Origin of the sequence: Actinospineispora spinosispora DSM 44797 (genome assembly GCF_000429025.1) — a bacterium.
GTDB classification, from domain to species: Bacteria; Actinomycetota; Actinomycetes; order Mycobacteriales; family Pseudonocardiaceae; genus Pseudonocardia; species Pseudonocardia spinosispora.
On the sequence record NZ_KE386836.1, the window covers coordinates 343,278 to 367,115 of the forward strand.

Annotated in this window: 23 protein-coding genes; 13 read left to right on the top strand and 10 right to left on the bottom strand. The window is 69.0% G+C overall.

Annotated elements, in window-relative coordinates; genetic code table 11:
- The first annotated feature begins 17 nt into the window (after positions 1 to 17).
- From G406_RS0138685 to G406_RS0138705, 5 genes are all read left to right on the top strand, one after another.
- The gene (locus G406_RS0138685; protein ID WP_028938013.1) at positions 18 to 1,940 is read left to right on the top strand and encodes an AMP-binding protein; all 1,923 of its coding nucleotides are present in this window, start codon (positions 18 to 20) and stop codon (positions 1,938 to 1,940) included.
- A gap of 91 nt (positions 1,941 to 2,031) precedes the next feature.
- A complete protein-coding gene (locus G406_RS0138690) occupies positions 2,032 to 3,072 on the top strand; it encodes a 4Fe-4S binding protein (protein WP_028938014.1) in 1,041 nt (346 codons plus the stop codon).
- A gap of 818 nt (positions 3,073 to 3,890) precedes the next feature.
- The gene (locus G406_RS0138695) at positions 3,891 to 4,562 is read left to right on the top strand and encodes a Crp/Fnr family transcriptional regulator (protein ID WP_028938015.1); all 672 of its coding nucleotides are present in this window, start codon (positions 3,891 to 3,893) and stop codon (positions 4,560 to 4,562) included.
- A 58-nt stretch (positions 4,563 to 4,620) separates the two neighbouring features.
- Positions 4,621 to 5,394 carry a hypothetical protein gene (locus tag G406_RS0138700; protein ID WP_028938016.1) on the top strand — a complete coding sequence of 258 codons (774 nt, stop codon included), beginning with the start codon at positions 4,621 to 4,623 and terminating at the stop codon, positions 5,392 to 5,394.
- An 8-nt stretch (positions 5,395 to 5,402) separates the two neighbouring features.
- The gene (locus G406_RS0138705) at positions 5,403 to 7,472 is read left to right on the top strand and encodes a hypothetical protein (RefSeq protein ID WP_028938017.1); all 2,070 of its coding nucleotides are present in this window, start codon (positions 5,403 to 5,405) and stop codon (positions 7,470 to 7,472) included.
- Here the strand turns inward: G406_RS0138705 and G406_RS52515 are convergent.
- Positions 7,411 to 8,286, bottom strand: coding sequence for a poly(ethylene terephthalate) hydrolase family protein (locus tag G406_RS52515; RefSeq protein WP_037080743.1), 876 nt, complete (start codon positions 8,284 to 8,286; stop codon positions 7,411 to 7,413). The genes G406_RS0138705 and G406_RS52515 overlap by 62 nt on opposite strands.
- A gap of 342 nt (positions 8,287 to 8,628) precedes the next feature.
- Positions 8,629 to 9,468: a metallophosphoesterase family protein gene (locus G406_RS52520; protein WP_051343253.1), complete on the bottom strand. Its 840-nt coding sequence runs from the start codon at positions 9,466 to 9,468 to the stop codon at positions 8,629 to 8,631.
- Positions 9,469 to 9,717: 249 nt separating this feature from the next.
- On the opposite strand from G406_RS52520, the gene G406_RS58040 reads away from it, so the two are divergent.
- The 3 genes from G406_RS58040 to G406_RS52525 all read left to right on the top strand — a co-directional run bounded on the left by G406_RS58040 (position 9,718) and on the right by G406_RS52525 (position 10,969).
- On the top strand, positions 9,718 to 9,873 hold the full coding sequence (locus tag G406_RS58040) for a DUF6131 family protein (protein WP_169736567.1): 156 nt from the start codon (positions 9,718 to 9,720) through the stop codon (positions 9,871 to 9,873).
- Between the two features lie 120 nt (positions 9,874 to 9,993).
- Entirely contained in the window at positions 9,994 to 10,614 is a 621-nt protein-coding gene (locus tag G406_RS0138725; RefSeq protein WP_245607370.1) for an alpha-ketoglutarate-dependent dioxygenase AlkB family protein, read from the top strand.
- 49 nt (positions 10,615 to 10,663) lie between these two features.
- Positions 10,664 to 10,969 (top strand): DUF3040 domain-containing protein, encoded by a 306-nt coding sequence (locus G406_RS52525; protein WP_037080746.1) that lies wholly within the window; start codon positions 10,664 to 10,666, stop codon positions 10,967 to 10,969.
- A 5-nt stretch (positions 10,970 to 10,974) separates the two neighbouring features.
- Here G406_RS52525 and G406_RS0138735 read toward each other — a convergent pair whose 3' ends face one another.
- The gene (locus G406_RS0138735) at positions 10,975 to 11,970 is read right to left on the bottom strand and encodes a zinc-dependent alcohol dehydrogenase family protein (protein WP_028938019.1); all 996 of its coding nucleotides are present in this window, start codon (positions 11,968 to 11,970) and stop codon (positions 10,975 to 10,977) included.
- Positions 11,971 to 12,831: 861 nt separating this feature from the next.
- Complete coding sequence (locus G406_RS52530; protein ID WP_051343254.1) at positions 12,832 to 13,464, bottom strand: TetR/AcrR family transcriptional regulator; 633 nt, start codon at positions 13,462 to 13,464, stop codon at positions 12,832 to 12,834.
- 100 nt (positions 13,465 to 13,564) lie between these two features.
- Here G406_RS52530 and G406_RS52535 point away from each other — a divergent pair, with 100 nt between their 5' ends.
- Positions 13,565 to 15,223, top strand: coding sequence for a DHA2 family efflux MFS transporter permease subunit (locus tag G406_RS52535; RefSeq protein ID WP_084216699.1), 1,659 nt, complete (start codon positions 13,565 to 13,567; stop codon positions 15,221 to 15,223).
- A gap of 53 nt (positions 15,224 to 15,276) precedes the next feature.
- Here G406_RS52535 and G406_RS55015 read toward each other — a convergent pair whose 3' ends face one another.
- The 3 genes from G406_RS55015 to G406_RS55020 all read right to left on the bottom strand — a co-directional run bounded on the left by G406_RS55015 (position 15,277) and on the right by G406_RS55020 (position 18,324).
- The gene (locus G406_RS55015) at positions 15,277 to 16,338 is read right to left on the bottom strand and encodes a sigma factor-like helix-turn-helix DNA-binding protein (protein ID WP_051343256.1); all 1,062 of its coding nucleotides are present in this window, start codon (positions 16,336 to 16,338) and stop codon (positions 15,277 to 15,279) included.
- 273 nt (positions 16,339 to 16,611) lie between these two features.
- Positions 16,612 to 17,397: a non-homologous end joining protein Ku gene (gene ku, locus G406_RS52545; RefSeq protein WP_051343257.1), complete on the bottom strand. Its 786-nt coding sequence runs from the start codon at positions 17,395 to 17,397 to the stop codon at positions 16,612 to 16,614.
- 39 nt (positions 17,398 to 17,436) lie between these two features.
- A complete protein-coding gene (locus tag G406_RS55020) occupies positions 17,437 to 18,324 on the bottom strand; it encodes a hypothetical protein (protein ID WP_051343258.1) in 888 nt (295 codons plus the stop codon).
- Positions 18,325 to 18,442: 118 nt separating this feature from the next.
- On the opposite strand from G406_RS55020, the gene G406_RS58045 reads away from it, so the two are divergent.
- Positions 18,443 to 18,604 carry a DUF6131 family protein gene (locus G406_RS58045; protein WP_169736869.1) on the top strand — a complete coding sequence of 54 codons (162 nt, stop codon included), beginning with the start codon at positions 18,443 to 18,445 and terminating at the stop codon, positions 18,602 to 18,604.
- Positions 18,605 to 18,876: 272 nt separating this feature from the next.
- Here the strand turns inward: G406_RS58045 and G406_RS52555 are convergent, their stop codons facing one another.
- Positions 18,877 to 19,917: a glycoside hydrolase family 43 protein gene (locus G406_RS52555; RefSeq protein ID WP_156935378.1), complete on the bottom strand. Its 1,041-nt coding sequence runs from the start codon at positions 19,915 to 19,917 to the stop codon at positions 18,877 to 18,879.
- Between the two features lie 126 nt (positions 19,918 to 20,043).
- Entirely contained in the window at positions 20,044 to 20,259 is a 216-nt protein-coding gene (locus G406_RS56365; RefSeq protein ID WP_084216701.1) for an FmdB family zinc ribbon protein, read from the bottom strand.
- Positions 20,260 to 20,395: 136 nt separating this feature from the next.
- Here G406_RS56365 and G406_RS0138775 point away from each other — a divergent pair, with 136 nt between their 5' ends.
- A complete protein-coding gene (locus G406_RS0138775; RefSeq protein ID WP_028938020.1) occupies positions 20,396 to 21,154 on the top strand; it encodes a 3'(2'),5'-bisphosphate nucleotidase CysQ in 759 nt (252 codons plus the stop codon).
- A gap of 45 nt (positions 21,155 to 21,199) precedes the next feature.
- On the opposite strand, the gene G406_RS0138780 is transcribed toward G406_RS0138775, so the two are convergent.
- Entirely contained in the window at positions 21,200 to 22,177 is a 978-nt protein-coding gene (locus G406_RS0138780) for an NAD(P)H-dependent flavin oxidoreductase (RefSeq protein ID WP_028938021.1), read from the bottom strand.
- A gap of 123 nt (positions 22,178 to 22,300) precedes the next feature.
- Here G406_RS0138780 and G406_RS0138785 point away from each other — a divergent pair, with 123 nt between their 5' ends.
- Positions 22,301 to 23,056, top strand: a complete 756-nt coding sequence (locus G406_RS0138785) for an SDR family NAD(P)-dependent oxidoreductase (protein ID WP_028938022.1) — start codon at positions 22,301 to 22,303, stop codon at positions 23,054 to 23,056.
- A gap of 110 nt (positions 23,057 to 23,166) precedes the next feature.
- Positions 23,167 to 23,736 carry a TetR/AcrR family transcriptional regulator gene (locus G406_RS0138790; RefSeq protein WP_028938023.1) on the top strand — a complete coding sequence of 190 codons (570 nt, stop codon included), beginning with the start codon at positions 23,167 to 23,169 and terminating at the stop codon, positions 23,734 to 23,736.
- Positions 23,737 to 23,838: the final 102 nt, after the last annotated feature.

Consider the following 23,838-nt stretch of genomic DNA (forward strand, 5'->3'; position numbering starts at 1 on the left):
CTCACGAGAGGACAACGATGTCCGACAGCTTGGCGCAGTTGATCGACACCCCGTTGCGGGAGCTGCGGCCCGAGTGGCTGGTCCCGGAGCGGGTGGACGGGCTGCGCGCCGCGCGTGCTTTCGTCGACCCGGACGACTACTGGACCTGGGTCGCCGAGCAACAGCGCTGGTCGACACCCTGGACCAGCGTCCGGACCGGTGAGCTCGCGGACATGCGGTGGTTCGACGGCGGACGGCTCAACGTCGCCGACAACTGTCTCGACCGCTGGGCCCAGGACCCGGCGACCGCCGACCGGCCCGCCGTCGTCTGGGAGGGCGAACCCGGCGACAGCCGCACCTACAGCTACGCCGAGCTCGCCGCCGAGACCGAGGCACTCGCCGCCGGTCTGCTCGACCTCGGCGTGCGCAAGGGCGACGTCGTCGCGCTCTACCTGCCGAACCTGATCGAGGCGTTCACCAGCATCCAGGCCTGCAACCGGATCGGCGCGATCTACACGGTGCTGTTCGCCGGCTTCGGTGTCGACGCGGTCGCGTCCCGGCTGCGTGCCTCGCGGGCGTCCGTCGTGGTCGTCGCCGACGCGGTGTACCGCAGGACGAAGCGGGTCGAGCTGCTCGCCACGCTGCGCGCCGCGCGCGACCGCACACCGGACGTCCGTGCGGTCGTGGTGGTCGACCGCACCGGCGACTCCGTCGCGCTCGAAGCGGGCGAACACGGCTACCGCGAGGTGTGCGCCTCGGGCAAGGCCGGAACGCCCGCCGTCGCGCTCGACCCGAACGAACCGTCGTTCCTGATCTTCACCAGCGGCACCGAGTCCCGTCCGAAAGGTGTCGTGCACAGCGTCGGCGGTTTCCTGCTCGGCGCGTGGGCGAATGCGCACTGGCAGGTCGGCTACGAGCCGGACGACGTGTACTGGGTGGCCGCCGACGTCGGGTGGCTGACGTTCCCGATTCAGGCGGTGGTCGGCGGGCTGGCGTGCGGCATGACCATCGCTTGCTACGAGGGCGCGCTGGACACTCCGAGCCCGGCGCGGTTCTACGACATCTGCGAGCGGCACCGGGTCACGAAGGTCCTCGCGGCACCGACCCTGCTGCGGATGCTGCGCCGGTTCGGCGACGACCTCGCCGCCGAGCACCCGCTGTCGGCGCTGAAGCTGATCACCGCGCAGGGCGAGCCGTTCGACATCGACACCTTCGGATGGGCCGCGACGACGTTCGACGTGCCGATCGTCAACGCCTACGGCCAGACCGAGACCGGCTCGACCTGGGCGTACCCGGTCTATGGCGTCGAGGCGATCAAGGCGGGTTCGGCGGGTACCGCGGTGCCGGGGCACGCGTTCGACATCGTCGACGACGAAGGCCTGCCGGTGCCGCCGGGAGTCAAGGGAAACCTGGTGCTGACCAGCCCGTTCCCCACCCTGGCCCGCACCGTGTGGGATGACCACGACCGGTACCTGAGCACGTACTTCAGCCGTTTCCCCGGGCGGTACGCCACCAACGACGAAGCGGTGCTGGACGGCGACGGTCACCTGTGGGTGCTCGGCCGCGCCGATGACGTGATCAATGTGGCCGCGCACCGCATCTCGACGATGGAGATCGAGGCCGCCGTCACCGCGCACCCCTCGGTGATGGAAGCAGCGGTCGTCGGCGTGCCGGACGACACGAAGGGCACCGTGCCGGTCGCGTTCGTGACCCTGAGGGCCGACACCGACCCGGACCGGATCAAGGCCGAGCTGCATCAGCGGGTCGTGGCCGAGCTGGGTGGATACGCCCGGCTCGCGGCGATCTACCCGACGCCCGCGATGCCGAAGACCCGCACCGGCAAGCTCATGCGCCGCCTGCTGCGTGACGTAGTGGTCCACGGCGCGCCGACCGGCGACACCAGCGCGATGGAGGACCCGACGGTCCTGGACACGGTCATCCGAGCGGCTCACCCCTCGTGAGTGTTGAGTGTGGCTATAGCCACACTCAACACTCACGAGCATCTGCCTGCTAAGTTGTGTTTTCGGACTTACTGCGGCAGGTGGAGGCGTTGTGTCGGTTGACAGCAGTCGGGGCCGGGCGTTGCCGGTCAAGCTCGCGGCGCATCCGTCCGTTCGGGCGGTCCAGGCCCGGCGGGTGGCGAAGCCGGGGGTGATCGACACGGCGTGGTTGCGCGAGCTGTGCCTGAACGCGGGTGCGGATGACGTCGCCGCCGTTCCGCTGGACCGGCCGGGGCTGGAGGGTGAGGTCCCGCACGCGCAGAACGCTCTGCCCGGGGCGCGCAGCCTGATCTCGCTGGTCGTACGCATGAACCGGGACAACGTCCGCTCGCCCGCGCGCAGCGTCGCCAACCAGGAGTTCCACCGCACCGGCGAGATCATCAACGAGGCCGCGCGGACCATCACCACCGCGCTGCAGGACGCCGGCCACCGGGCGATCAACCCGTCGGCGACCTTCCCGATGGAGATGGACCGCTACCCCGGCCGCATCTGGGTCGTCGCGCACAAGACGGTCGCAGTCGAGGCCGGTCTCGGCGCGATGGGCATCCACCGCAACGTCATCCACCCGAAGTTCGGCAACTTCATCCTGCTGGCGACCGTGCTGGTGGACGCCGAGGTCAGCGAGTACGGCGAGCCCCTCGACTACAACCCCTGCCTGGAGTGCAAGCTGTGCGTCGCGGCCTGCCCGGTCGGCGCGATCGGCAAGGACGGCGCGTTCGACTGGAAGGTCTGCTCGACACACAACTACCGCGAATTCATGTCCGGCTTCACCGACTGGGTGGAGACCGTCGCGGACAGCAAGGACGGCGCCGAGTTCCGGTCCAGGGTGACCGACTCGGAGAACGCCTCGATGTGGCAGAGCCTGTCGTTCAAGGCCAACTACAAAGCGGCGTACTGCCTGGCGGTGTGCCCCGCCGGCGAGGACAACCTGGAGCCCTACCTGGAGGACCGTAAGGCGTTCATGGACCTGGTCCTGCGACCGCTACGGGACAAGGTCGAGACGCTCTACGTGACGCCTGGCTCGCCGGCGAAGGAGTACGCGGAGAAGCGCTTCCCCCACAAGCCGGTCAAGGAGGTCGGGGGTCCCCGGTAGTCGTGGGTCCCAGGTAGCCGTGGTCGGGTTGGTTGGGGCTGGGGCTGTTGTGGCTGGGTTTTGCAGGTCGGGCTGTGGGGTTTTAGCGGTGGGTGAAGGTGCAGGCTGTGTTGCTTGGGCCTGTTTCGCGCGCGGTATTTTTCTGTGACCACCCCGGCTCGCGTAAACGCTCGCTGGGGTGCTCCCAGGAAAAAAGGCTCGAGGACTCGCCCGGGCGCGCGCTTGGGGGAACCCTGGGAGCCGCCCTGGCAGCTGGGTGGGTTGTTGCGGACATTCACTGCCCGGCCTTCGCCGGAACTCCTTCGGAGACTTGCGGAGCCGGCTTTACAGACGCATGTACACCCGCAGCCGAAAAAGCCGTGAGTGTTTTGGGTTGCCCTGGCAACCCGAAACACTCACGGGTCCCTACTTGCGCTGGTGTGCGTCGTGGGGTGCGCATGGCGCCTGGAGTGCCCTTAGCTTGCACCGGGAGTGTGGTGAGGTTTGGTGCATAAGGTGGCCCCGCAGAGGTGCCCGGAGGGGTTCCGCCGAAGGCGGGTAGTGCATGAGTGGCGGCTCTCAGGGTGACCACAAGCGCGCGCGTCGCCGAAGGCGACATTTTTCCGAGTGGTCCCCCATGCCCGAAGGGTATGGGGGCCCGCGAGGAAAAAGCCCAGGCAGCGACCCCGAAGGGGTTGCCGCCTGGATCGTTCCCGGTCGGCCCGAAGGGCCTTCCGGGAACGATGGCGCGCGAAACAGGCCAGACCTACAGCAAACTAACGAGTGAACGGCAGTCAATCCGGACCGTTACCCCACGTAGGAAGCGACCATAACGACTTGTGGCCACTCGAGGTTGGGACCGCCTGCGCGGTGTCGGACGTTCCGTTGCATTTCGCCGCAACGACTACCTGCTGACCGCGGGGGCGGCCAGTGACGCGGTGCTGTTACTCGAGACGGGCGTCGTCAAGGTCGTGCTGGTGGCGAGTGACGGGACCGAGTTCATCGTCGGGTTCCTCGGCCCGGGGGATCTGGTCGGTGAGCTGGGTGTGCTGAACCGTCAGCCGCGTAGCGCGCACATCATCGCGCTGACCTCGGTGACCGCGACGCAGGTGGCGGGGCGGCATTTCATCCGGTTGCGCAGCCGGCACCCGGATGTGCTTGAGCTGGTCGATCGGGTGCTCGACCGCAGGGTGCGCAACGCGGACGAGGGGCAGCTGGTGCTCGCGCGTGACGTCACGAGCAGGTTGGCGGCGTCGCTGGTGCGCTGGGCGACCGATCTCGGCGACACGACCGAGGACGGTTTGTTGATGCTCGGGATCAGTCAGCGGGACATGGCGCAGGCGATCGCGGTGTCGGAGAAGAGCGTCGAGGCGTCACTCGGAGCGCTCCGATCCGCTGGATTGATCAAGACCTGGCGTCTCGGTTACCTGGTCACCGACCCCGCCAGGCTGGCTAGCGTCACTAGGTCATCGGGTGAAGATCTCCTCGTACTCCCGGAAATCCGGGGGTAGCCGCTTTCCGCGTACCGCACAGTCAATTTGGTTGACTTGATCATGCGGAGGCAGATAGATGCAGCTCGTGCCGCAGCACCGGGCGTTGTTCGCGGTGGACGTGGTGTCCGCGGCAAGTAGGCCCGGCTACCACCTGAGGTCCATTCCCCGGGCGGTGGGCCGGATGCTGGACGAGGCGTTGGCCTATGTCGGCATCGACCCGACGGTGCAGATCCTCACCAGGGAGCACACCGGCGACGGTGCGGTGCTGACCTTGCCGAGCCGCTACCTGGGTGCGGTGCTGGAGGCGGCGCACGCGCTCGACGAGATCGCGCGGGACCGAAACCGGCGGCGTAAACCGGAGATCCGGCTGCGGATGGCGGTCGAGGTCGGTCCGGTCGGCGACGCGCCCGGCCTGTACCGGCCGAAGATCGCGCTGGCGAGGTTGCTGGAGGCGGCGGCGTTCAAGGAGCTCTTCGCGCGGTGTCTCGCCGAACGGCCGGACTCGGTCAACAGCGGGCTGATCATCTCGGGCCGGGTGCGGGAGGACGTCTTCGGCGGCAACTACACCCGTCGGGTGCGGGCAGAGGCGTTCACCGAGCTGCCGATCAGGAACAAGGAGTTCACCAGCACCGCGTGGGCCCGCATCCCGGACTTCGACGTCGCCAGCCTGTCCCGGCTGGCACTCCCCGGCCCGCCACCCGCGCACGCGGTCCAGCCGATCCCACCGCCAGAACCCGAGGACACCATCGGACCACCGGGTGACCAGGTGCTCAACCACGTGGCGGGCAACATGTCGGGGATCCAGGCGGGCGTCGTGTACGGGGGACTCACCTTCAGCCCTGGCTCATAGGCCGCCGCATGGACAAGGCGGCGCCTGCCGAGGGCACGAGCACGTCACCGGGGGGCGCGGAGCACTTCGACTATCTCGCACGAGCCGGCGCCGCCAACCTGGCGACCGGGGATGTCAGCGGCATCCAGGCGGGAGTCGTGCACGGCAACATCATCTACGGGGGGCGGCATGACCACGGCCCGGTGGTCCGCAGGGCGACCGAGGAAGAGCTGCACGAGGTGCACAAGCAGTTCGTCGAGCCGGTCCGGTTCGCCGATGCGCGGCGCGCGGTGCAGCGTCATCACGTCGCGGTGCTGTGCGGCCGGGGCAGCGGACGGTCGTTCGCGGCGCGCAGGTTGCTCGTCGAGCTGGGTGTCACCACGATCGCCGAGCTGCACCCCGACCGTGACCTCGGCGCGATCCGGGGTTCCGACCTGGACCGCGGTGGTGGGTACGTCTGGGAGGCCGACGAGACGATGTCGCGGCCGCTGCGCGACCAGGACACGGTCCGCTGCGCGAACATCATGCGTGATCTCGACTCGTGGCTGGTGATCGTGCTGGATCACCCGTCCCAGGTGCCTGAGTCGGCGGCCCGGTACTCGGTCGAGCTCGGTGCGCCCCCGCCGCTGGAGGTCGCGCAGCAGGCGATCAACTGGCGTGGTGCCGTCGACGCCCAGGCAGCCGAGCAGGCGCTGGAGGTCTGTCTCGCGGGCGAGCTGGCTGCCGGTGATCCTCCCGGTAAGGCGGTGCGGGCCGCCGAGCTGGCGATCCGGGTCGCGACCGAGCCGGACTTCACCGGTGAGCAGGCGCGCGACGAGCTGCGCGAGGACGTCGACGCCGCAGTGGTGCGCTGGGCACGGGGCCGCCGGGTGATCGACTACGCGATGTCCTTCGCGGTCGCGGTGCTGGAGAACCAGCCGTACGACGAGGTCGTCGAGCTGGCTCTGGACCTGGACATGCGGTTGCGCGAGGCCGAGCTGGTGCCGGGCGAACGAGCCGCGCCGAGGCCCGCGTTCAGCAGCGCGCGGGACATGCTGCTCGGCGAGGCGAAGGCCGAGGTGGTGCTGCGGCCGCACCCGATGCACAAGGGGCTGAGTGAGGAGACCGTCCGGTTCCGCCGCCAGGACTGGGCGGCGGCGGTGCTGCTCCACGTCTGGCGGCAGCATCCCGCGCAGCACGCGGTGCTGTGGGAGTGGATGTGCAGCCCGAAGATGCTGGCCAGGTTCACCGAGGCGACCCGCCGCGCGCTGTGCAGCATCACCGCCGAGGTGCCGGCCCACGACCCGCTGCGACTGATCGACCAGCTGGCCGCGCAGGGCCACCGCAGGGGGCACCGGTTGCTGGCGGCCTCGGCGCTGGTCCGGCTCGCCGACGAACACGACCTGCGGCCGCTGGTGCAGCAGACCCTGGACCGGTGGGTCGAGACCGGTACCGCCGCGCGGCAGTGGACCGCCGCGGTCGTCCACGGCTCGGAGTACGGGCGCCGGGACGTGCACGGCGCGCTGGTGACGTTGGAGCGGCTCGCCGGTTCGAGGTGGGCGACGCCGCGCTACGGCGTGGTGCAGGGCATGTTCGACCTGCTGATCGACCCGGAGTGCCAGCGGCCCGTCGTCGACCGGGTGCTGGCCTGGGCGGCGTCGACACACCCCGGCGCGCGGCAGGCGGCGCACAGCCTGGGGCTGCACCTGGTCGGGTTGTCCCCGGTCAACGGGTTCGACCCGGTCCGGTTCGAGGTGATGTTCCCCGCGCGGATGGGGGCGCTGTTCGAGTACGTGCTGGCCGACCGGGAGTCCGGGAAGGTCGCACTGGACCGGCTCGCGGAGCTGGCGTTCGACGCCGCGCAGAGCGAGCGTGCCGCGCTCGAACTGGTGCGGATCACCCGGCTGATCACACCGGACCTGCGGTGGTGGAAGCGATGGAGGGCCGAGCTGGCCCTGATCCGGCGGCATCTGCGCAAGGGCCCCAGGATTCACTGGGTGCTGCGGATGGCTCGTCGCCAGCAGAAGCAGCTGATCCGGACGGTCGAGCTGCGCAGGCTCAGTCCCGGCCGCGCTCGAGGCCCTTCAGCGCCTGGTCCTGCCACGCGGGGTTGGCCGTGATCTCCGGCGACGTCCCGGTGAACGCTCCCGCCGCGTAGCGATCGTCGGTCAGCTGGAACCTCAGCCAGGCCGTCAGATACCCGAGGAACCGGCCCCCGGTGCCCTGGACGGTGTTGTGGTCGGCGTTGCGCAGCACAGCCAGCGCGGCGGGAACCCGGGTCGCGTCGTAGTAGCCGCGCAGCGCGATCGGCGGAGCGATCAGCACGTCACCGGCGCCGCCGAGGTAGAACACCGTGCCGGTCAGCTTCGTGACGTCGTACATCTTGTCGCCCGCGATGACGTCGACGAGTTGGTTGGGCAACGCGATCGGCACGGTCGTGCCGATCAGCCCGCCGGAGCGCACCGCCGCGTTGACCGAACCGCCCGCGCCCTGCGAGTGCCCGACGGCCGCGATGTGGTCGGTGTCGAGCCGGTCGTGGAAGCGGCTGCCCGGGTCGCCGTCACGCTCGACCAGATACCGCGCGCCCGCGAGGATCTCGGCCCCCGTCCCGGTGTTCTTGCTGGTCGAGGCGATGACGACGAAGCCCCACGACGCGAGGTGACGCAGCAGGCCCGAGTACTGGTCGGGGACGGCGTCGGTGCCGTTGCCCCAGGTGACGATCGGGTGCCGGCCGTCGTCCAGGTCGGCGGGGAAGAACAGCTGGTACTCGCCACCGCCCCGGACCGTGACGCGGTCGGTGCCCACACCGGACGGCCCGTCCGCCATGAAGTGGGCCTCGATCGGGTTCGCCGACGAGGCACTCGCGACGGCGGGAGTCGCCAGTCCTAGAAGCGCCCCAACCACCGCACACACCAACAGCCGGATCCGAACCATCGCGCGCCCCTTCTTTTCGGCATTTTCCGCGCGGAGTTTTTCTGTGACCACCCCCTTGCTTCGCTTCGGGGGTACTCCCAGAAAAACAAGCTCCTTCGTCGCCGGGCGCGCGCTTGTGCTCGCCTTGGGAGCGGCCTCCTCGCGTCGGGAGCCTACTCGGGGACATCCACTGCGCCGGCCTTCGCCGGAACTCCTTCGGAGACTCGCGGAGCCGACTCAGCCGTGGTCCCGCCATCCGGCACCCGCGAGTCGGGCGTGTCAGCACCGCGAGTCGGGGGTTTCGGCACCGCGAGTCGGGGGTTTCGGCACCGCGAGTCGGGTGTTTCAGGCCGTCCAGCCGGGCTACAGGATCACGCGGGGGACCACGGGATTCCGGGAGCGGGCCTGCCATTCGCGGGGGTAGCCAAGGGAGACCTCCTCGAACCGCACGCCGTCCTCGTACGTCGTGCGCGGGATGTGCAGGTGGCCGTACACGCTGGCGGTGACGTTGAACCGGGTGTGCCAGTCGGCGGTCAGCTCGGTGCCGCACCACTGCGCGAACTCCGGGTACCGCAGCACCCGCGTGGGTTCACGCGACAGCGGCCAGTGGCTGACCAGGACCATCGGCACCTCGGGGTCGCAGGCTTCCAGTCGCCGCTGTGTCTCGGCCACCCGCGCGCGGCACCAGTCGTCGCGCGTCGGGAACGGGTCGGAGTCGAGCAGGAACTCGTCGCTGCACACGACACCCGTCTCCCGCGCGTAGGCCAGCGACTCCTCCTTCGTGTGCGTGCCCGGCGCGCGGAAGGTGTAGTCGTAGAGCAGGAACAGCGCCGCGACCAGCACCGGTCCGTCGGGTCCGGGCCACAGCAGGTACTCGTCCTCGGGGGTCGCCACACCGAGTCGTCGGCACAGCTCGATCAGCTGCGTGTACCGGGCGACGCCGCGCGCCGGTTCCGGATCGGACCGCGACGTCCACAGCTCGTGGTTGCCCGGCACCCAGATGACCTGGGCGAACCGCTGCGCGAGCAGGCCAAGCGCCCACTCGATGTCGTCGAGCTTCTCGGCGACGTCACCCGCGACGATCAGCCAGTCCTGCTCATTGTCCGAGGTCAGGCCCTCGAGCATCGGCCGGTTTCCCCGATGTCCGACGTGCAGGTCGCTCGTGGCCAGCAGCCGAGGCTGCCGGTCGGAGTTCGGGGTCACAGCGGCGGCTCCGAGTGGGTGCGGGCCCCGGTCGCGTGCCGGGGATCTTCGGTTCCACCGTATGCGAAGGAGGCCGCCATGGCTCGCGGGTGTGAGTACCCCGTCCAGCGGTGACTAACCCTGATTGGCGAATAAGCCACTGAAGAGAGGTAATTCGCTCGGGTGACGCATAGTCGTTCGAACCACGGGTACTCCTGGCCCACGAGGGTGCAAACGTAATTGCACCCCAGTGTTATCCACGGAGGAAAAATGATCGTCCTCGGGGTTATCCTGCTGCTCATCGGCTGGTTGACCGGTATCTCCATTCTTTACACAGTCGGGGCCATCCTGCTCGTGGTCGGCTTGGTTCTTCTGTTGCTGGGCTCGGTAGGACGCGGCGTCGGCGGACGCAGATGGTATTTCTAGCCTGAATTAGAAATGCCAGGAAGTCGGGTCGGTGATCACCGACCCGACTTTTGGCGTGCGCTAGAACAGATGTTCGAGTAGGGTTGCTGTGTGTTCTCCGGCCTCGCCTGGCAGCCGCCGTTGTTCGGCGGCGAGGGTGAGGTCGGCTTCGACCCGGAGTTCACCGGCCTGTGCCGGCGGGAGCTCGGTGGCGAGGCGTGGCTCGACGTCGTGCCCGGCTGGCTGAGCGGTGCCGACGAGCTGTTCACCACCGTGCTCGCCGGTACACCGTGGCAAGGGCACGAGGTCCGGATGTACGACAACGTCGTGCCGGAGCCGCGTCTCACCTGTCGATGGACCATCGGCGACGGTGCACCCGAAGAGACCACGGCATTGCCCCATCCGGTGCTGTCGGAGTTGGCGCGAGCACTGTCCGGCCGATACGAGGTGAATTTCACTCAGGTCGGGGCGAACCTGTATCGCAACGGTGCGGACAGCGTGGCCTGGCATGGTGATCGAATAGCGCGGGAGTTGGCATCGTCCGTGGTAGCGCTCGTTTCGCTCGGTGCGGCCCGTCCCTTCCGGCTGCGTCCCAAAGGGGGCGGACCGTCCATTGGCCTGGTGCCCGGACCGGGCGATCTGGTGGTGATGGGTGGCTCCTGCCAGAGAATGTGGCAGCACGCCGTGCCGAAAGTGCGTAGCGTGGGTCCCAGGGTCAGCCTGCAGTTCCGCCATGCATACCCGGCACAGATCACGGTTTGAGTGTCGGACTGGGGGGTAGCTCTCAAGCACGGTCTACGGAGGAACGGCCATGTTGAGCGATTCGGAGCGCAGGGCGCTGGACGAGATCGAGCTGAAGCTCGCCTCGAACGACCCTGGCTTCGCCCAGATGTTGGGGAACCCGGCCACGAGCCGGGTCAGCCGCCGTGCGCGGCTCGTCTACGACGCCCTCGCGGTGTTCTCGGTACTGCTCGGGGTGGGATGTGTGGCGCTCGGCCAGGTCGGCGCGGGACTCGTCGCGCTGGTCTTCGCGGCCGTCGTCGTGCTGGCCCGTCGCGCGCGGTTCCCGATGTTGACCGAGCAGCCCCCGATGCCTCGCACCGGGCTGATCTCCTGACCTTCTCAGTCGTTCCGGACGCGCAGGACGGGCTTGCCGGGCGCTCGGTCAGGAGAGTCTAGGTAGGTGTGTGCCTCGGCGACGTCCTCGAAGTCGAAGACGCGGTCCACCAGCGGCACGAGAGCCCCGACCGCGAGCCCGGAGCGGACGAAATGCTCCGCGCGGCGCAACGCGGCGGGATCCCCGGTGACCTCGAACAGCGTGTAGCGGCGTAGCCAGACCGGCGCGTACCGCCCGGCGGGCAGTGGCGTCTGCTCCCCGGACAGCCCACCGTGCACGATCACCACGGCACCCGGCGCGCACGCGGCGACGAGGTCCGCCACCCCGGGCCCGCCCACGGCGTCGAGTACGAGCGCCGCTCCCCGTCCGCCGGTCGCTTCCCGGATCGCGGCGCTCACATCCGCGCTGTCGGCGTCGATGACCGTGTGCGCGCCCGCCTTCAGCAGTGTCGTGCGGTCGGTTCCGTCGGCCGCCACCGCGATCGCGACGGCGCCGAGGTAGCGCAGCACCTGGAGCGCGGCCACCCCGATGCTGTTGTTCGGTGCGGTGACCACTACGTGGTCGCCGGGGCGGACGCGGGTGACCTCGGCGACCATGCCGTAGACCGTCACGTACGGCATCCAGACGGCGCATCCGGTGACCGCGTCCATGCCCGGCGGGCGGGCCATCAGTGCCCTGGCGGGCACGATGGCCTCTTCCGCGTAGACCGGGTAGTCGTTCTGGGAGAACGACGGCAGGACACAGACCTGGTCACCCTTCTCCCACCGCTCCACGCCCACGCCTACCGCGAGGACCTCGCCCGCGGCCTCGGTTCCCAGGCCCGCCGGGAGGTTCGGCTGGTCGAGGTACGTGCCCCTGCGGAAGTTCACCTCGGAGCGGTTCAGACCGATCGCGTCCACCCGGATGCGGACCTCGCCCTCGTCCGGGTCCCGGACCGGATGGTCCTCGATGCGGAGTACCTCGGGGCCGCCGAGCTCATGGAACCTGATCGTTCTGACCATGAGGTGTGAGGGTAGCCCGGGTGGGGGCGTCCCCGCTGGCTCGTCAGTGTGCTTGGTCGGGGTGGGCCGTCCCCGCTGGCTTTCAGTGTGCTTGGCGTGGCCGCCCGCTCTCAACCCCCGGCTGGCGCCGGCCTCGCGCGGGTTCTTGGTTGTACGTAGTTCGGGGGCGAGGTTTCAGGGTTGACAGCGGGCGGCCACGCCAAGTGCTTAGCCAGGATCGCGGGGATGGGGGTGGTGTGCGTGCATGTCGTTGGTGGTGGCGGGCCGATGGCGCTTTCTTTGCGCATTGGGCTGCGCCCTCGCGCGATCGCGTAGTCCCAGGAGTCTCTGTGGTCGCTTTTGTCACGCCTCGCAGAGCTACATGTTGCGTCGCAGATGTTGCAACATCTGCGACGCGACGTGAGCCTCTGCGACGTTCGCGCCGCGTTGCTCGTGTGACAGGTGGGGCGCCGGCACCGACTTTGCACACCTACGTGCTGGGTCGCACATGTCCGGACGTGTGCGAGGCAGCACGTAGACGTGCAGAGTCGGCCGCGATGGGGTGGGTGTTACTGGTGAGGCGATCTTGACGTCACCCAAGACACCTCGCGCAGGGAACGAGACCAGGCACACTCGCACCAGGAGGCTGTGGGGGCGCGGCGCAGCCGTGACCAACACAAGCGCCGCAGAGCTCCCCTTCCCCCGCGATCCTGGCTAAGCACTTGGCGTGGCCGCCCGCTGTCAACCCTGAAACCTCGCCCCCGAACTACGTACAACCAAGAACCCGCGCGAGGCCGGCGCCAGCCGGGGGTTGAGAGCGGGCGGCCACGCCAAGACACTGGAGAGCCAGCGGGGATGGACACCACAGACACCACGCACTGATCAATGAGCGATGACCAACGGGAGGACGACCTGGTCGACGACGTCCTCGATGTACTGCCGATCGATAGGCGCCCCGAACGCCAGGAACTGCTGCCGGATCAGACTGGGACCGACCTTCGCCACCAGCGGGGTCAGGGCTCCAGGCCGGACCTCCTGGCGGACGACCCCCCTACGCAGGACCTCCATCATCGGCGGCTGGGTCGCGTCGGTGAGCTCGGTGCGTAGCGTGCGCATCAGCTCGGGGCTGCGCGTCACCTCCGCGTGCAGGCCGCGCATCGCTTCGCCGCGCGGGCCCTCCAGGTGTTCGGCGATCGTGTGGAGCAGGGTCAGCAGGTCGGTGCGCAGGTCCCCGCTCTCCGGCGTGGGATACGACGGCTGCCGGCTACGCATCGCGTCGATGACCAGCTCGGTCCGGCTCGGCCAGCGCCGGTAGAGGGAGCCCTTGCTCGCCTTCGCCCTGGTGGCGATGCGGTCCATCGTCAGGTCGGTCCAGCCGACCTCGGCCAGCTCGTCGATCGTGGCCTGGTAGATCGCTTCGTTCAGCTCTTCGCCGCGCCGACGAGGTCTGCGGCGATGGTCGTCGTCCGCCGCACCGTCATCGCCCGCGCACGGGTACGGCGAGGTGGTGGTCATAGGTCCACTGTAGAGCCTTCGGCGTCCTGCGGTCAGAGTCACACTAGAGACTATACGTTCTCTGTTGAGAACTCGCAGTTCTCTATTTAAAGTAGAGGGCATGAGCACAGCAGCACCCACCACAGGGCCGGCGACCCAGCCGACCAGGCACTGGATGATCCCCATGCTGGTCCTCATGGTCGGCAGCTTCATGGCGGTGCTGGACAGCAGCATCGTCAACACGGCGATCCCGACCATGCAGAAGGACCTCGGCGCCGCACTCGACGACATCGAGTGGGTCGCCACCGGTTACACGCTGGCCCTCGGCATCGTCGTGACGGTCAGCAACTGGTTCTCCGACCGGGTCGGCGCCACGCTGGCGCACCGGTTGTCGATGATCGGCTTCGCGTTCGCCTCCGCACTGTGCGGCCTGGCCTGGAACCTGGACAGCATGATCGTCTTCCGGGTGCTGCAGGCCATCCCGGGCGGCATCCTGCCGGTCGTGACGCTGAGCATCCTGTACAAGATCGTGCCGATGGAGAAGATCGGCTCGGCGATGGGCATCTACGGTCTCGGCGTCATCGTCGCGCCGGCGATCGGCCCGACGCTCGGCGGCTACATCGTCGAGTACATGGACTGGCGGCTGATCTTCTACATCAACGTCCCGATCGGTCTGCTGGGCGCCGTCGCCGCCTACTTCCTGCTGCCGAAGATGCCGCGCGCCGAGACCCACCCGTTCGACAAGTGGGGCTTCCTGACCGTCGGCTACGGGCTGTTCGCGCTGCTGCTGGCGCTGTCCGAGGGCCAGAAGTGGGGCTGGGACTCGTACTCGATCCTGATCCTGGTGGTCACCGGCCTGCTGTCGCTCGCGCTGTTCGCGGTCATCGAGAACGAGGTCGAGTACCCGCTGATCAACCTGAAGGCACTGCTGGTCTGGCCGTTCGCCAACTCGCTGCTGATCATCAGCGTGCTGTCGGTCGGACTGTTCGCGGTGTCGTTCTACCTGCCGCAGTTCCTGCAGAACGGCCAGGGCCTGACCGCGCTCAACGCCGGTCTGCTGATGCTGCCCCAGGCGCTGGCGATGGCCGTGCTCATGCCGCTCGCCGGCCGCATCTACGACCGTTTCGGACCGAAGTGGCCCGCGCTCATCGGGCTGAGCATCGCCGCGTACGGCACCTACCTGCTGACCGGGATCAACGTCGACATGACACACGCCGAGGTGATCACCTGGACGATCGTCAGGGCGATCGGCAACGGGCTGGCCATGATGCCGATCATGACCAACGGCCTGAACTCGCTGCCGAAGGAGCTGACCGGCTTCGGTAGCGCGCTGAACAACATCGCGCAGCGCGTCTCGTCCTCGCTCGGCGTCGCCGGCATGGGTGTCCTCGTGTCGAGCCAGACCGCGCAACTGTCCGCCGACCAGGGTGCGCTGCTGCAGAGCAACTCGTCGCTGCCGCAGGTCCAGCAGCTGCAGGAACAGGGCCAGGGCGCGCTGCTCGGACTGTGGCAGCAGATTCAGCTGCACGTGCAGGGCATGGCCTACAGCGACGTCTTCCTGGTGTGCGCCGCGCTGACCGGGCTGAGCGTCCTGCTGGCGATCGGCCTGCGCAAGCCGGTCGCGCAGGCTCCGGTGGTCGAGGCACCGGCGCCGGTCGTCGTACCGGAACCGGAGAAGGTGCTGCTCACCGCTCCGGGGTCGGCTCCGGTGGCCAGCGAGACCATTCCGCGGACGGTGTTGCCGGAGGCGGAGGTCCGTCAGCCGGTTGGCGTCCGGTAGCCGGACGGACACGACCGAGGCCGCGGCTCACGAGAGCCGCGGCCTCGGTCGTGTCATCGTGGCCCGGCGTTCGCGCCAGGCTGGGGGCGTTTGGCCGGGGTCTGTGGGGTGTTCGGTTTCGTCGTCGGACCGGACCGCCGAGCGGTCGACGTCGCCGAAGGGCGCCGGGGCAGCTCGCCGTCGCGCGTGTGGTCGGTGCCGATGAACGGCAACGGCTCCGGTGGAGAGGTCGGCCCGCCGGTATGACGCGGGTCTCCCGGTGTCCCGAGATGTGACCCGGCCGCGGGTACGACCTCGTCCGGCGCCGGTGTCGCCACGGCGGGGCCGTCGGACACCGCTTCGAGACCGGGCGGCAGCAACTGGGGTACCTGCTGCGGTTGGGCGGAGGCGACGGTCACCGCGGCGCTGGCTCCGAGCACGACGGTCACGACACCCAGCGCGACCCCCGCGCGTCCGTTCCAGCTCAACCGGCGAGCCGGTGCCGGCGGGGTCAGGGAGCCCGGCCGAGGGGTCAACCGCAGCTCCAGATAGCTGAGCTGGCGCGCGACCCAGTCGTCGATCGACGCCGTTGCCCATCGACCCGAGCTGATGTCGACGTCCCCGCTGGAGGTCTGGTCGAGCGTCAGCTTGTGGCCCAACGCCACGCGGGCGTGCCCGAGGCGTAGCGCGATGGTCTGTTCCGAGACGCCCTCCTCCTCGGCGATCCGCTCGGGGCTGAGCTTGGCGAGGTAGTGCAGGACCAGGGTCCGTCGCTGGACCTCGGGCAGCTCGGACAGCGCGCTGAGCAGCGGGACCGTGGGCTTGATCGGGTTCGCCGGGTAGCGGGTCCGCAGGATCGGCAGGTGACGCAGCCGGGTACTTCGGCGCGCGTGGCGCAGCGCCCTGCCCCGTACCCAGCTCGACGCGTCGGACATCGCGCTGACCTCGGTCCACCGTGCGGCGGCGTCCGCGAATGCCCTCCGCGTGACCCGCTGGGCCTGCTCGCCGTCGGCGAGGATCGCGTGCAGCTGGGCCACCATCGGTGGGAACGCAGACCTGAAGTACATCGGGAAGTCGTGCGTCGGGGAGGTCGTCGACTTCGGCTTGGCATGGCGTGCCCTGCGTTGACCGGTCATCCGCCGTCTCCTCCCGGGCGCCGCAGGAATTTGCTTCGGCAAAATGTGTGTGCGGCTAATTTTTGCATTACTCCCGGCGTTCGTGGAGACCGGCCGTCGTAGTCAAAATGTGTTTGCCAACGAAATCATTTTGCTGGTGCGGCTGAGAACTCGACGTATTCATGGGGAGGCTGGGACGGCGATTGTCCCGACAGCGAACCCTGGCCATACAGGGCATTGTCAACCAACACAAGAGCTGGCGTGCCGCGAACAAAGCAGGGATTTGCGCGAAGTTCAGGACGCGCGGCGGGCCTCGACGCTGCGTTGCAGCGCTTCCAGCAGATCCGTGACGTCGGTGGGAGCGGGCGCCGCCGACTCGGCGACCACCTCGTTGCCCGCCCGCTTGTCGTCGATCAGCTGCTTGACCCGCTCGGTGTAGGTGTCCTCGTAGTCCTCGGGACGCCACGGCGCGCTCATCGACTCGATCAGGGTTCGCGCCATGTCGAACTCGCGGCCGGTCTGATCGGCGGGCTCGGGCAGGTGGTCGAGCTGGTCGTGCGGATCCCGGACCTCGGCCGCGTAGTACAGCGTCTCCAGCGACAGCACACCACGCTCGGAGCGGACCGCGCACAGGTACTGCTTGCCGCGCATCACGAAGTTGGCGATGGCCACCCGGTTCGTGGCCTCCATCGCCGCCGCGAGCAGCGCGTAGACCTTCGCGTTCTCTTCCTTCGTAGGTGCCAGCCAGTACGTCTTCTGGAAGTAGATCGGGTCGATGTCGTCCAGGTCGACGAAGGCGGTCACGTCGATCGAGCGGGACCTGCCGGGCGCGATCTGATCCAGCTCCGAGGGCTCGACGATGATCGTCTGGCCGTCGCCATCGTCGTGTCCCCGGACGATGTCCCCGAACGCCACCTCTTCACCGGTGCGCTCGTTGATGCGCCGGTACCGGATCCGGTCGGTCGTGCCGCGCTCGTACTGGTGGAACGACACGGCGTTGTCCTCGGTCGCGCTGAACAGCCCGACCGGCACGGTGACCAGGCCGAACGAGATCGATCCTGTCCAGATGGCACGGGGCACGGTCTGTCCTCCAGACGTCGGCGTGTTGCCTGCTGGGGGTCACTGTTCCAGTGCGGCGAGCCGGTCGCGTGCCAGGGTCGCCCTGCGCCGCGCGTCGCGCAGCTCGCGGTCACGGTCCTCGCGTTGCCGACGGACGAACCGGGCCCGCTGCCGGGCGCTCTGTTCGGCCTGTTCGGCGGCGACGAGCTCGGCCCGGCGATGCGCGACGGCCTGCCGCGCGTCGGTCTCCTCGGCGGCGGCCTCGTCGTAGGCGTCGCGTGCGTCCGCGTGCAGCCGCTCGGCTTCGGCCAGCGCGTCCTCGGTGCGGGTCAGCTCGGCCCGGGCCCTGGTCAGCGCCGCGTTCTCCTTCTCATCCGCCGGCGCGTCGGCGGGCTCGGGCCGTCGCTCGGCGGGCTTCGACGGGACCAGCGCGGGCCGGGGACGCGCGCCCGGCGCCGAGGTGGGCCAGTTCGACTCGTCCCGCGCGGTCTCGACGTCCTTCGCGGAGCTCAGGTGGCCGCCGGCGAGTGCGTGCCACGCGGCGGGCTCGGCGAGCGCGGCGGTGAACATCGCCTCCAGCTCGCGCCCGGTCGCGTCACTGACCGGGCTGTCGTGTGCCGCGCCGACCCCGTGCAGCGCGTTCAGCCACTCGGTGAGCAGCTCCCTGCGCCGGGTGGACAACTCGCGCAGCGCGGCGCCGTCGAGCTGTTCGTGTGCGGTGCGCAGCCGGGAGCCGAGATCGGCGAGCGCGTCCACCTCGGTCGTGCGATCCCTGACCAACTGGTTGGTCAGCCAAGCCGCCACCGTCGGGCGGCGCAACGCCGTGATCGCGGAGGCGAGTTGTTTGTCCCCGGTCGCCTTGGCCCGCTTCGCCCATTCGGCGCGAGCCGGGGTGAACTCCTCCCGTGGCAATGCATAGAGCTCGTCGACGATCGCATCCCACTCCATACGCGCAAACGTTATCTTTCCGAGGGTGCTTTCGGTGCACACCCCGAGTAGCGTCTCGATCACTCAGAGCCCCGGCGACTCCAGCCGGGGCTCGGGCCTTGGCGAAGGAGCGCACAACGTGATCGTGCTCGGAATTATCTTGATCCTGCTCGCCTGGCTGGTGCCGGGAATTCCCAGCATCATTTCGACGATCGGCATCATCCTGCTGGTTATCGGGCTGGTGCTGTTGGTACTCGGCCGTACCGGACACGCAGTCGGCGGACGCTCGAACTGGTTCTGATTTTCGGGCCTGTTCCGCGCTCAAAATCCTGAAGAGGCCCCCTTCGGGGGCCGTCTTCAGGATTTTCGGCCTTCGGCCCAAGCGCGCGCTTGTGGTCGCCTTCTGGTTCGCCTGTTGCGTTATCTGCAGTGCTTCGCACTGAACCCCCTGCGGGGAGATTCGCGGAGTCGACCCGGGAACGCGTGTCACGGGTGAGCCCCGCAGAGCGCCCGAAGGGGTCGGGTAGTGCTTAAGGGGCGGCTCCCAAGTTGGGGCGCGCGGAACAGGCCGAATCACGGCGCGTCTTCGGGGGTTGCCATCGGGTCATAGGCCGCCTTGGACTTGTCGCCCAGCTGTAGGACCGGGTTGCCGTCCTTGTCCCAGGTGAGGCCCACCACGAACATCGAGCGGGTCGTGGGGGTCGTGTAGGCGTGGAAGGCCATGTAGTCGTGCTTGTGGCCGGGTAGGACGTCCTCGCCGCCGGGGTTCAGATACTTGCCGCCGAAGGTGTCCTTGTTCAGGAACTGGCCGTCGCGCTTCTCGAACGTCGCGGCCAACGACGACGCGGTCGCGTAGTTGATGAAGTACTTGCCGCTGTTGTAGGCGTTGCCCGAGTAGAAGAGCACGTACTTGTCCTCGTGGTGCACCAGTACCGGCGCCTCCACGATGTTGCCCTCCTCCGGCCGGTCGGACTGGATGAGCGCGCGTCGCTGCCCGATCGAGGTGATGCCGTCCGCGGAGACCTGCTGCAGCCAGATCGTGGCCTTGCCCCGGCCGCTGGTGTAGAGCAGGTACTGCTTGCCGTCGTCGTCGGTGAACGCCTGCGGGTCGATGCTGTCGACGTCCTCGGGGCGGCAGACCAGCGGCTCGGAGCTGGGGGACTTGAACGGGCCCCTCGGCGAGCTGGCCAGCGCGACGCCGATGCACTGGACGTTCTTCGCGCCGGAGTGCGCGGTGAAGTAGAGGATGTAGCTTCCGTCGCTGCGCGCCGCGACCTCGGGCGCCCACACCCGGCCGTCCCCTGTCGCGTCCTTCGCCACCCAGGCGGGCAGCTGGGGCATCGCGTCGTTGGTCGCCACCCACTTGCTGGTGAGGCTGCTCGACTTCGCCACCGGGACGTGCCAGACCTTGCCGTTGTACGTACTCATCGTCGAATACGCGTAGTACGAGTTGTCCAGCGCGAGAATCGTTGGGTCCGGGAAGTCGTGGCTAATGGTCGGCTGAATTGATGGCGCGGCCACCGTCGTCGCAGCGGTCAGTGCGGCCACCGCGGCGAACACCGAGGGACCGGTTGTGAGTAGGCGCGCCCAGCCGCCGCGAGGAAGGGGAGACATCAGCACAGAGGGTAGTTGAATTCCCCGAGTCGACCCTAGTTCGTTTACTCGAAAGTGTTACCGCTCACGTGTCGCTGCTACCTGACGCAACAAGTTGGGCCGTTCGGCGGTACCGTCGGAGTGGGGTCAGCCGCAGCCGCAACCACCGCCGCAGCATCCGCCGGAAGGGGCTGGACCTGCGGAAACGGTGCGTGCCGATCCGGTGACCGCCACGGTGGACAGCAGCTTGACGGTGTCCTGGTGGCCGGTGGGGCATGCTGCCGGATCGCCGGAGGCGCTCATCGGGCGATTGACCTCGAACACGGAAGAGCACTCTCGGCAACGAAACTCATAACGCGGCACGCGTCAATTCTACTCCATTGATTCGGGTGAGTCACGTATCCGCGTTCTTGGCGTGTCGCCACGCCGAAAGAATCGTCAATCGTTGCCGATTCGTTCTGTTGGTGAGGCCGGCTCGGCGAATGGGTTACCGTGCGGTATGCCCAGGTCTGAGTACCAGTCGGATGCGGAACTCGCTCGCGAGCTGGCCACCGAGGCGGGCGAGGCGCTGCTGGAGGTCCGAACACGCGGCGCCTCCTGGTACCCCGACGCGTTGCGCGACGAGGGTGACCGGGTGGCGCACGAGCTGCTCGCCGCGCGGCTCGCCGCTCTGCGGCCGCGGGACGGTCTGCGGTCCGAGGAGGCGGCGGACTCGGCCGACCGGCACACCGCCGACCGGGTGTGGATCGTCGACCCGCTGGACGGCACCCGGGAGTTCGGCGAGCGGGGCCGAGACGACTGGGCCGTGCACGTGGCGCTGTGGGAGCGTGGCGAGCTGGTCGCGGGCGCGGTGGCACTACCGGCGCTCGGCGAGACCTTCGGGACCGACAAGCCGCCCGCGCTGGCTCCGCGCAACGGCCGGGTGCGGTTCGTGGTCAGCCGCAACCGCAGGCCGAGGTTCGTCAGTGAGCTCGCCGCCCGGTTCGACGCCGAGCTGGTGCCGATGGGCAGCGCGGGCGCCAAGGTCATGGCCGTGGTGCGCGGCGACGTCGACGCCTACCTGCACTCGGGTGGGCAGTACGAGTGGGACTCGGCCGCGCCGGTCGCGGTCGCCACGGCGACCGGGCTGCACGCCGCGCGTCTCGACGGCTCGCCGCTGCGCTACAACCGATCGGACCCGTGGCTGCCCGACCTGTTCGTCTGCCACCCGACTCTCGCCGAGCCGCTCCAGGCCGCCCTGTCCGACACACGCTCGTGAGTGTTGAGTATGGCTATAGCCACACTCAACACTCACGAGGTTGGGTCAGGTGCGCATGGCGGCCAGGCGGGTGCCGATGATCTCCTCGGCGTCGGCGACGATCCTGGCGACGACCTCGGCGCAGGACGCGACCTCGTTGATCAGGCCCTGGGACTGGCTGGCCCACCACATGCCGCCGTCCATGTCGCCCTTGCCCAGTACCTCTGCGCGGCCGCGCGCGCCCGCCGCCAGCTCGGCCACGTCGGAGAACGTCGTACCCTCCTGGCTCTCGATCTCGGCGATCTGATCCGAGATCGCGTTGCGGGCCACGCGGGCGCTGTTGTGGAACTTGCGGAACACGACCTTCGTCGCGCGCTCGTCGTTCGCAACGATCTGCTGCTTGACGTTCTCGTGGATCGGCGCCTCGGTGGTCGCCATGAACCGGGTGCCCATGTTGGCCGCGTCCGCGCCGAGGGCGAGCGCGCCGGCGAGGCCCCGGCCGTCGGCGATCCCACCGCTGGCGATGATCGGGATGGTCAGCTTCGCGGCCGCCGCGGCGATCAGCACCAGGCCGCCGATGTCGTCCTCGCCGGGGTGGCCCGCGCACTCGAAGCCGTCGATGCTGACCGCGTCGACGCCCAGTTTCTCCGCCTTCAGCGCGTGACGTACCGCGACTGCCTTGTGGATGACCTTGACCCCCGCCTCCTTGAACGAGGGCAGGTGCGGCGCGGGGTTCGAGCCGGCGGTCTCGACGATCTTGATGCCACTGTCGATGATCGCGTCGCGGTACTCGTCGTAGGGCACCGGGGTGATCGTCGGCAGGATCGTCAGGTTCACCGCGAACGGCTTGTCGGTCAGGTCCCTGGTGCGGGCGATCTCCTTGGCCAGCGCCTCCGGCGTCGGCTGGGTGAGTGCGGTCAGGCAGCCGAGTGCGCCCGCGTTCGCCACGGCGGCGATCAGCTCGGCGGTGCCGACGGCGGTCATGCCGCCGCAGACGATCGGGTGCTCGATGCCGAAGGTCTCGGTGAAGCGCGTGGTCAGCACGGCTGTATCCCCATCTCCCTGGTAGACCTGATTGTCGAGTGCTCGACTACTACTTCGACGATCGTCGCACACTTCTGTTGCGCTTCGGGCGCGCTCCGGCGAAGTCACAGGCACTCTTGCTCCATGACGGATTTGAGTGGGATCACGGCGGTCGTCACCGGCGGCAACCAGGGCATCGGGCTGGCACTCGCGGTCGGCATGGCACGCGCCGGCGCGGACGTCGCGGTGTGGGCCCGTAACGCCGAACGCAACGCCGAGGCGGTCGAACGCCTGAGCAGCTTCGGGGTGAAGGCGATCTCGGTCGCCTGCGACGTCGCCGACGAGGACGCGGTCGCGGCAGCCATGGAGGAGACGGTCGGACGGCTGGGCCCGCTCGGCTGCTTCGTCGCCAACGCCGGGATCGCGGACAGCGCGCCGTTCGCCGACACGACCCTGGACCAGTGGCGACACGTGCTTCGCACCAACCTGGACGGCAGCTTCCTGTGCACGCGCGAGGCCGCGCGGCGGTTCATCGCGCAGAACAGCGGCGGCTCGATGGTGGTCGTCGGGTCGACCGTCTCCCGCTACGGCGCCGCCGGGCAGGTCGCCTACTCGGTCAGCAAGACCGGCCTGCTCGGACTCGGCCGCACGCTGGCCGTCGAGCTGGCGCGGTACCGGGTGCGGTGCAACATCCTGATCCCCGGCTGGACCAGCACGGCGATGACCGAGCCGGGCAGGGCGAACGAGAAGTTCCTCGCCGCGACCACCGGGCGCACGCCGGTGCGGCGCTGGGCGGAGCCGGAGGAGTTCGAAGACGTCGCCGCGTTCCTCGCCGACCCGACGCTCACCTTCCACACCGGCAACGAGGTCGTCGTGGACGGTGGCTACACGATCTTCTGAAGGGCTCGGTCGACCGAACCGGACACGGGGCCCGGCATAGCGCACGGTGGTCGTCGCACGACGCGACGGTGCACCGCCGGGCGTCGGCGGCGTCGCTAGAGTAGACCGACGTGGCAGGTCCAAGGGTGCGCCTGGACGCTGACGACCGGCGCGAACAGATTCTGTCCGCCGCGCAGCGGCTGTTCGCCGAACGCGCGTACGAGACCGTGTCCACGAGCGACCTGGCCGCCGCGGCCGGCACCACCCGGACGAACCTGCACTACTACTTCGGCACCAAACGCGGGCTGTACCTTGACGTCCTGCGCCGGTTCGGCCGGCTGCCCCCGCCGCCAGCCGCGAGCCGCGCCACCGGGCCCGAGGAGATCGACAGGCTGTTCTCCCGGTGGCTGGACGTCGTGGAACAGAACCGCGAAACGGTCATCACCATGGTCAACGCGACCAACCCGCACGCGGACCCGGACATCGAGCAGGTGCTGCGGGACGGCAAACGCGCCTGGGAGGATCGGCTGCTCGCGGTGCTCGCACTGCCCGACACCCGGGTGAACCGGGCGACCATCCGGGCGTTCCAGGGGCTGGTCTCGTCGGCGGTGGACGAATGGCTGCGCCGAGGAACCCTGGCGAAGCCCGACGTCCACCGCCTCCTGACCCGCACCCTCCAATCCCTCCCCTCCCCCTCGTGAGTGATGAGGGCGTCTACCGCGAAGCGGCGCCGAAGGCGTAGCCGGAGTGGGCACTCACGACAGCTTTTCCGTCGTGAGGGTCCAGTCCGGCTATAGGCGCCC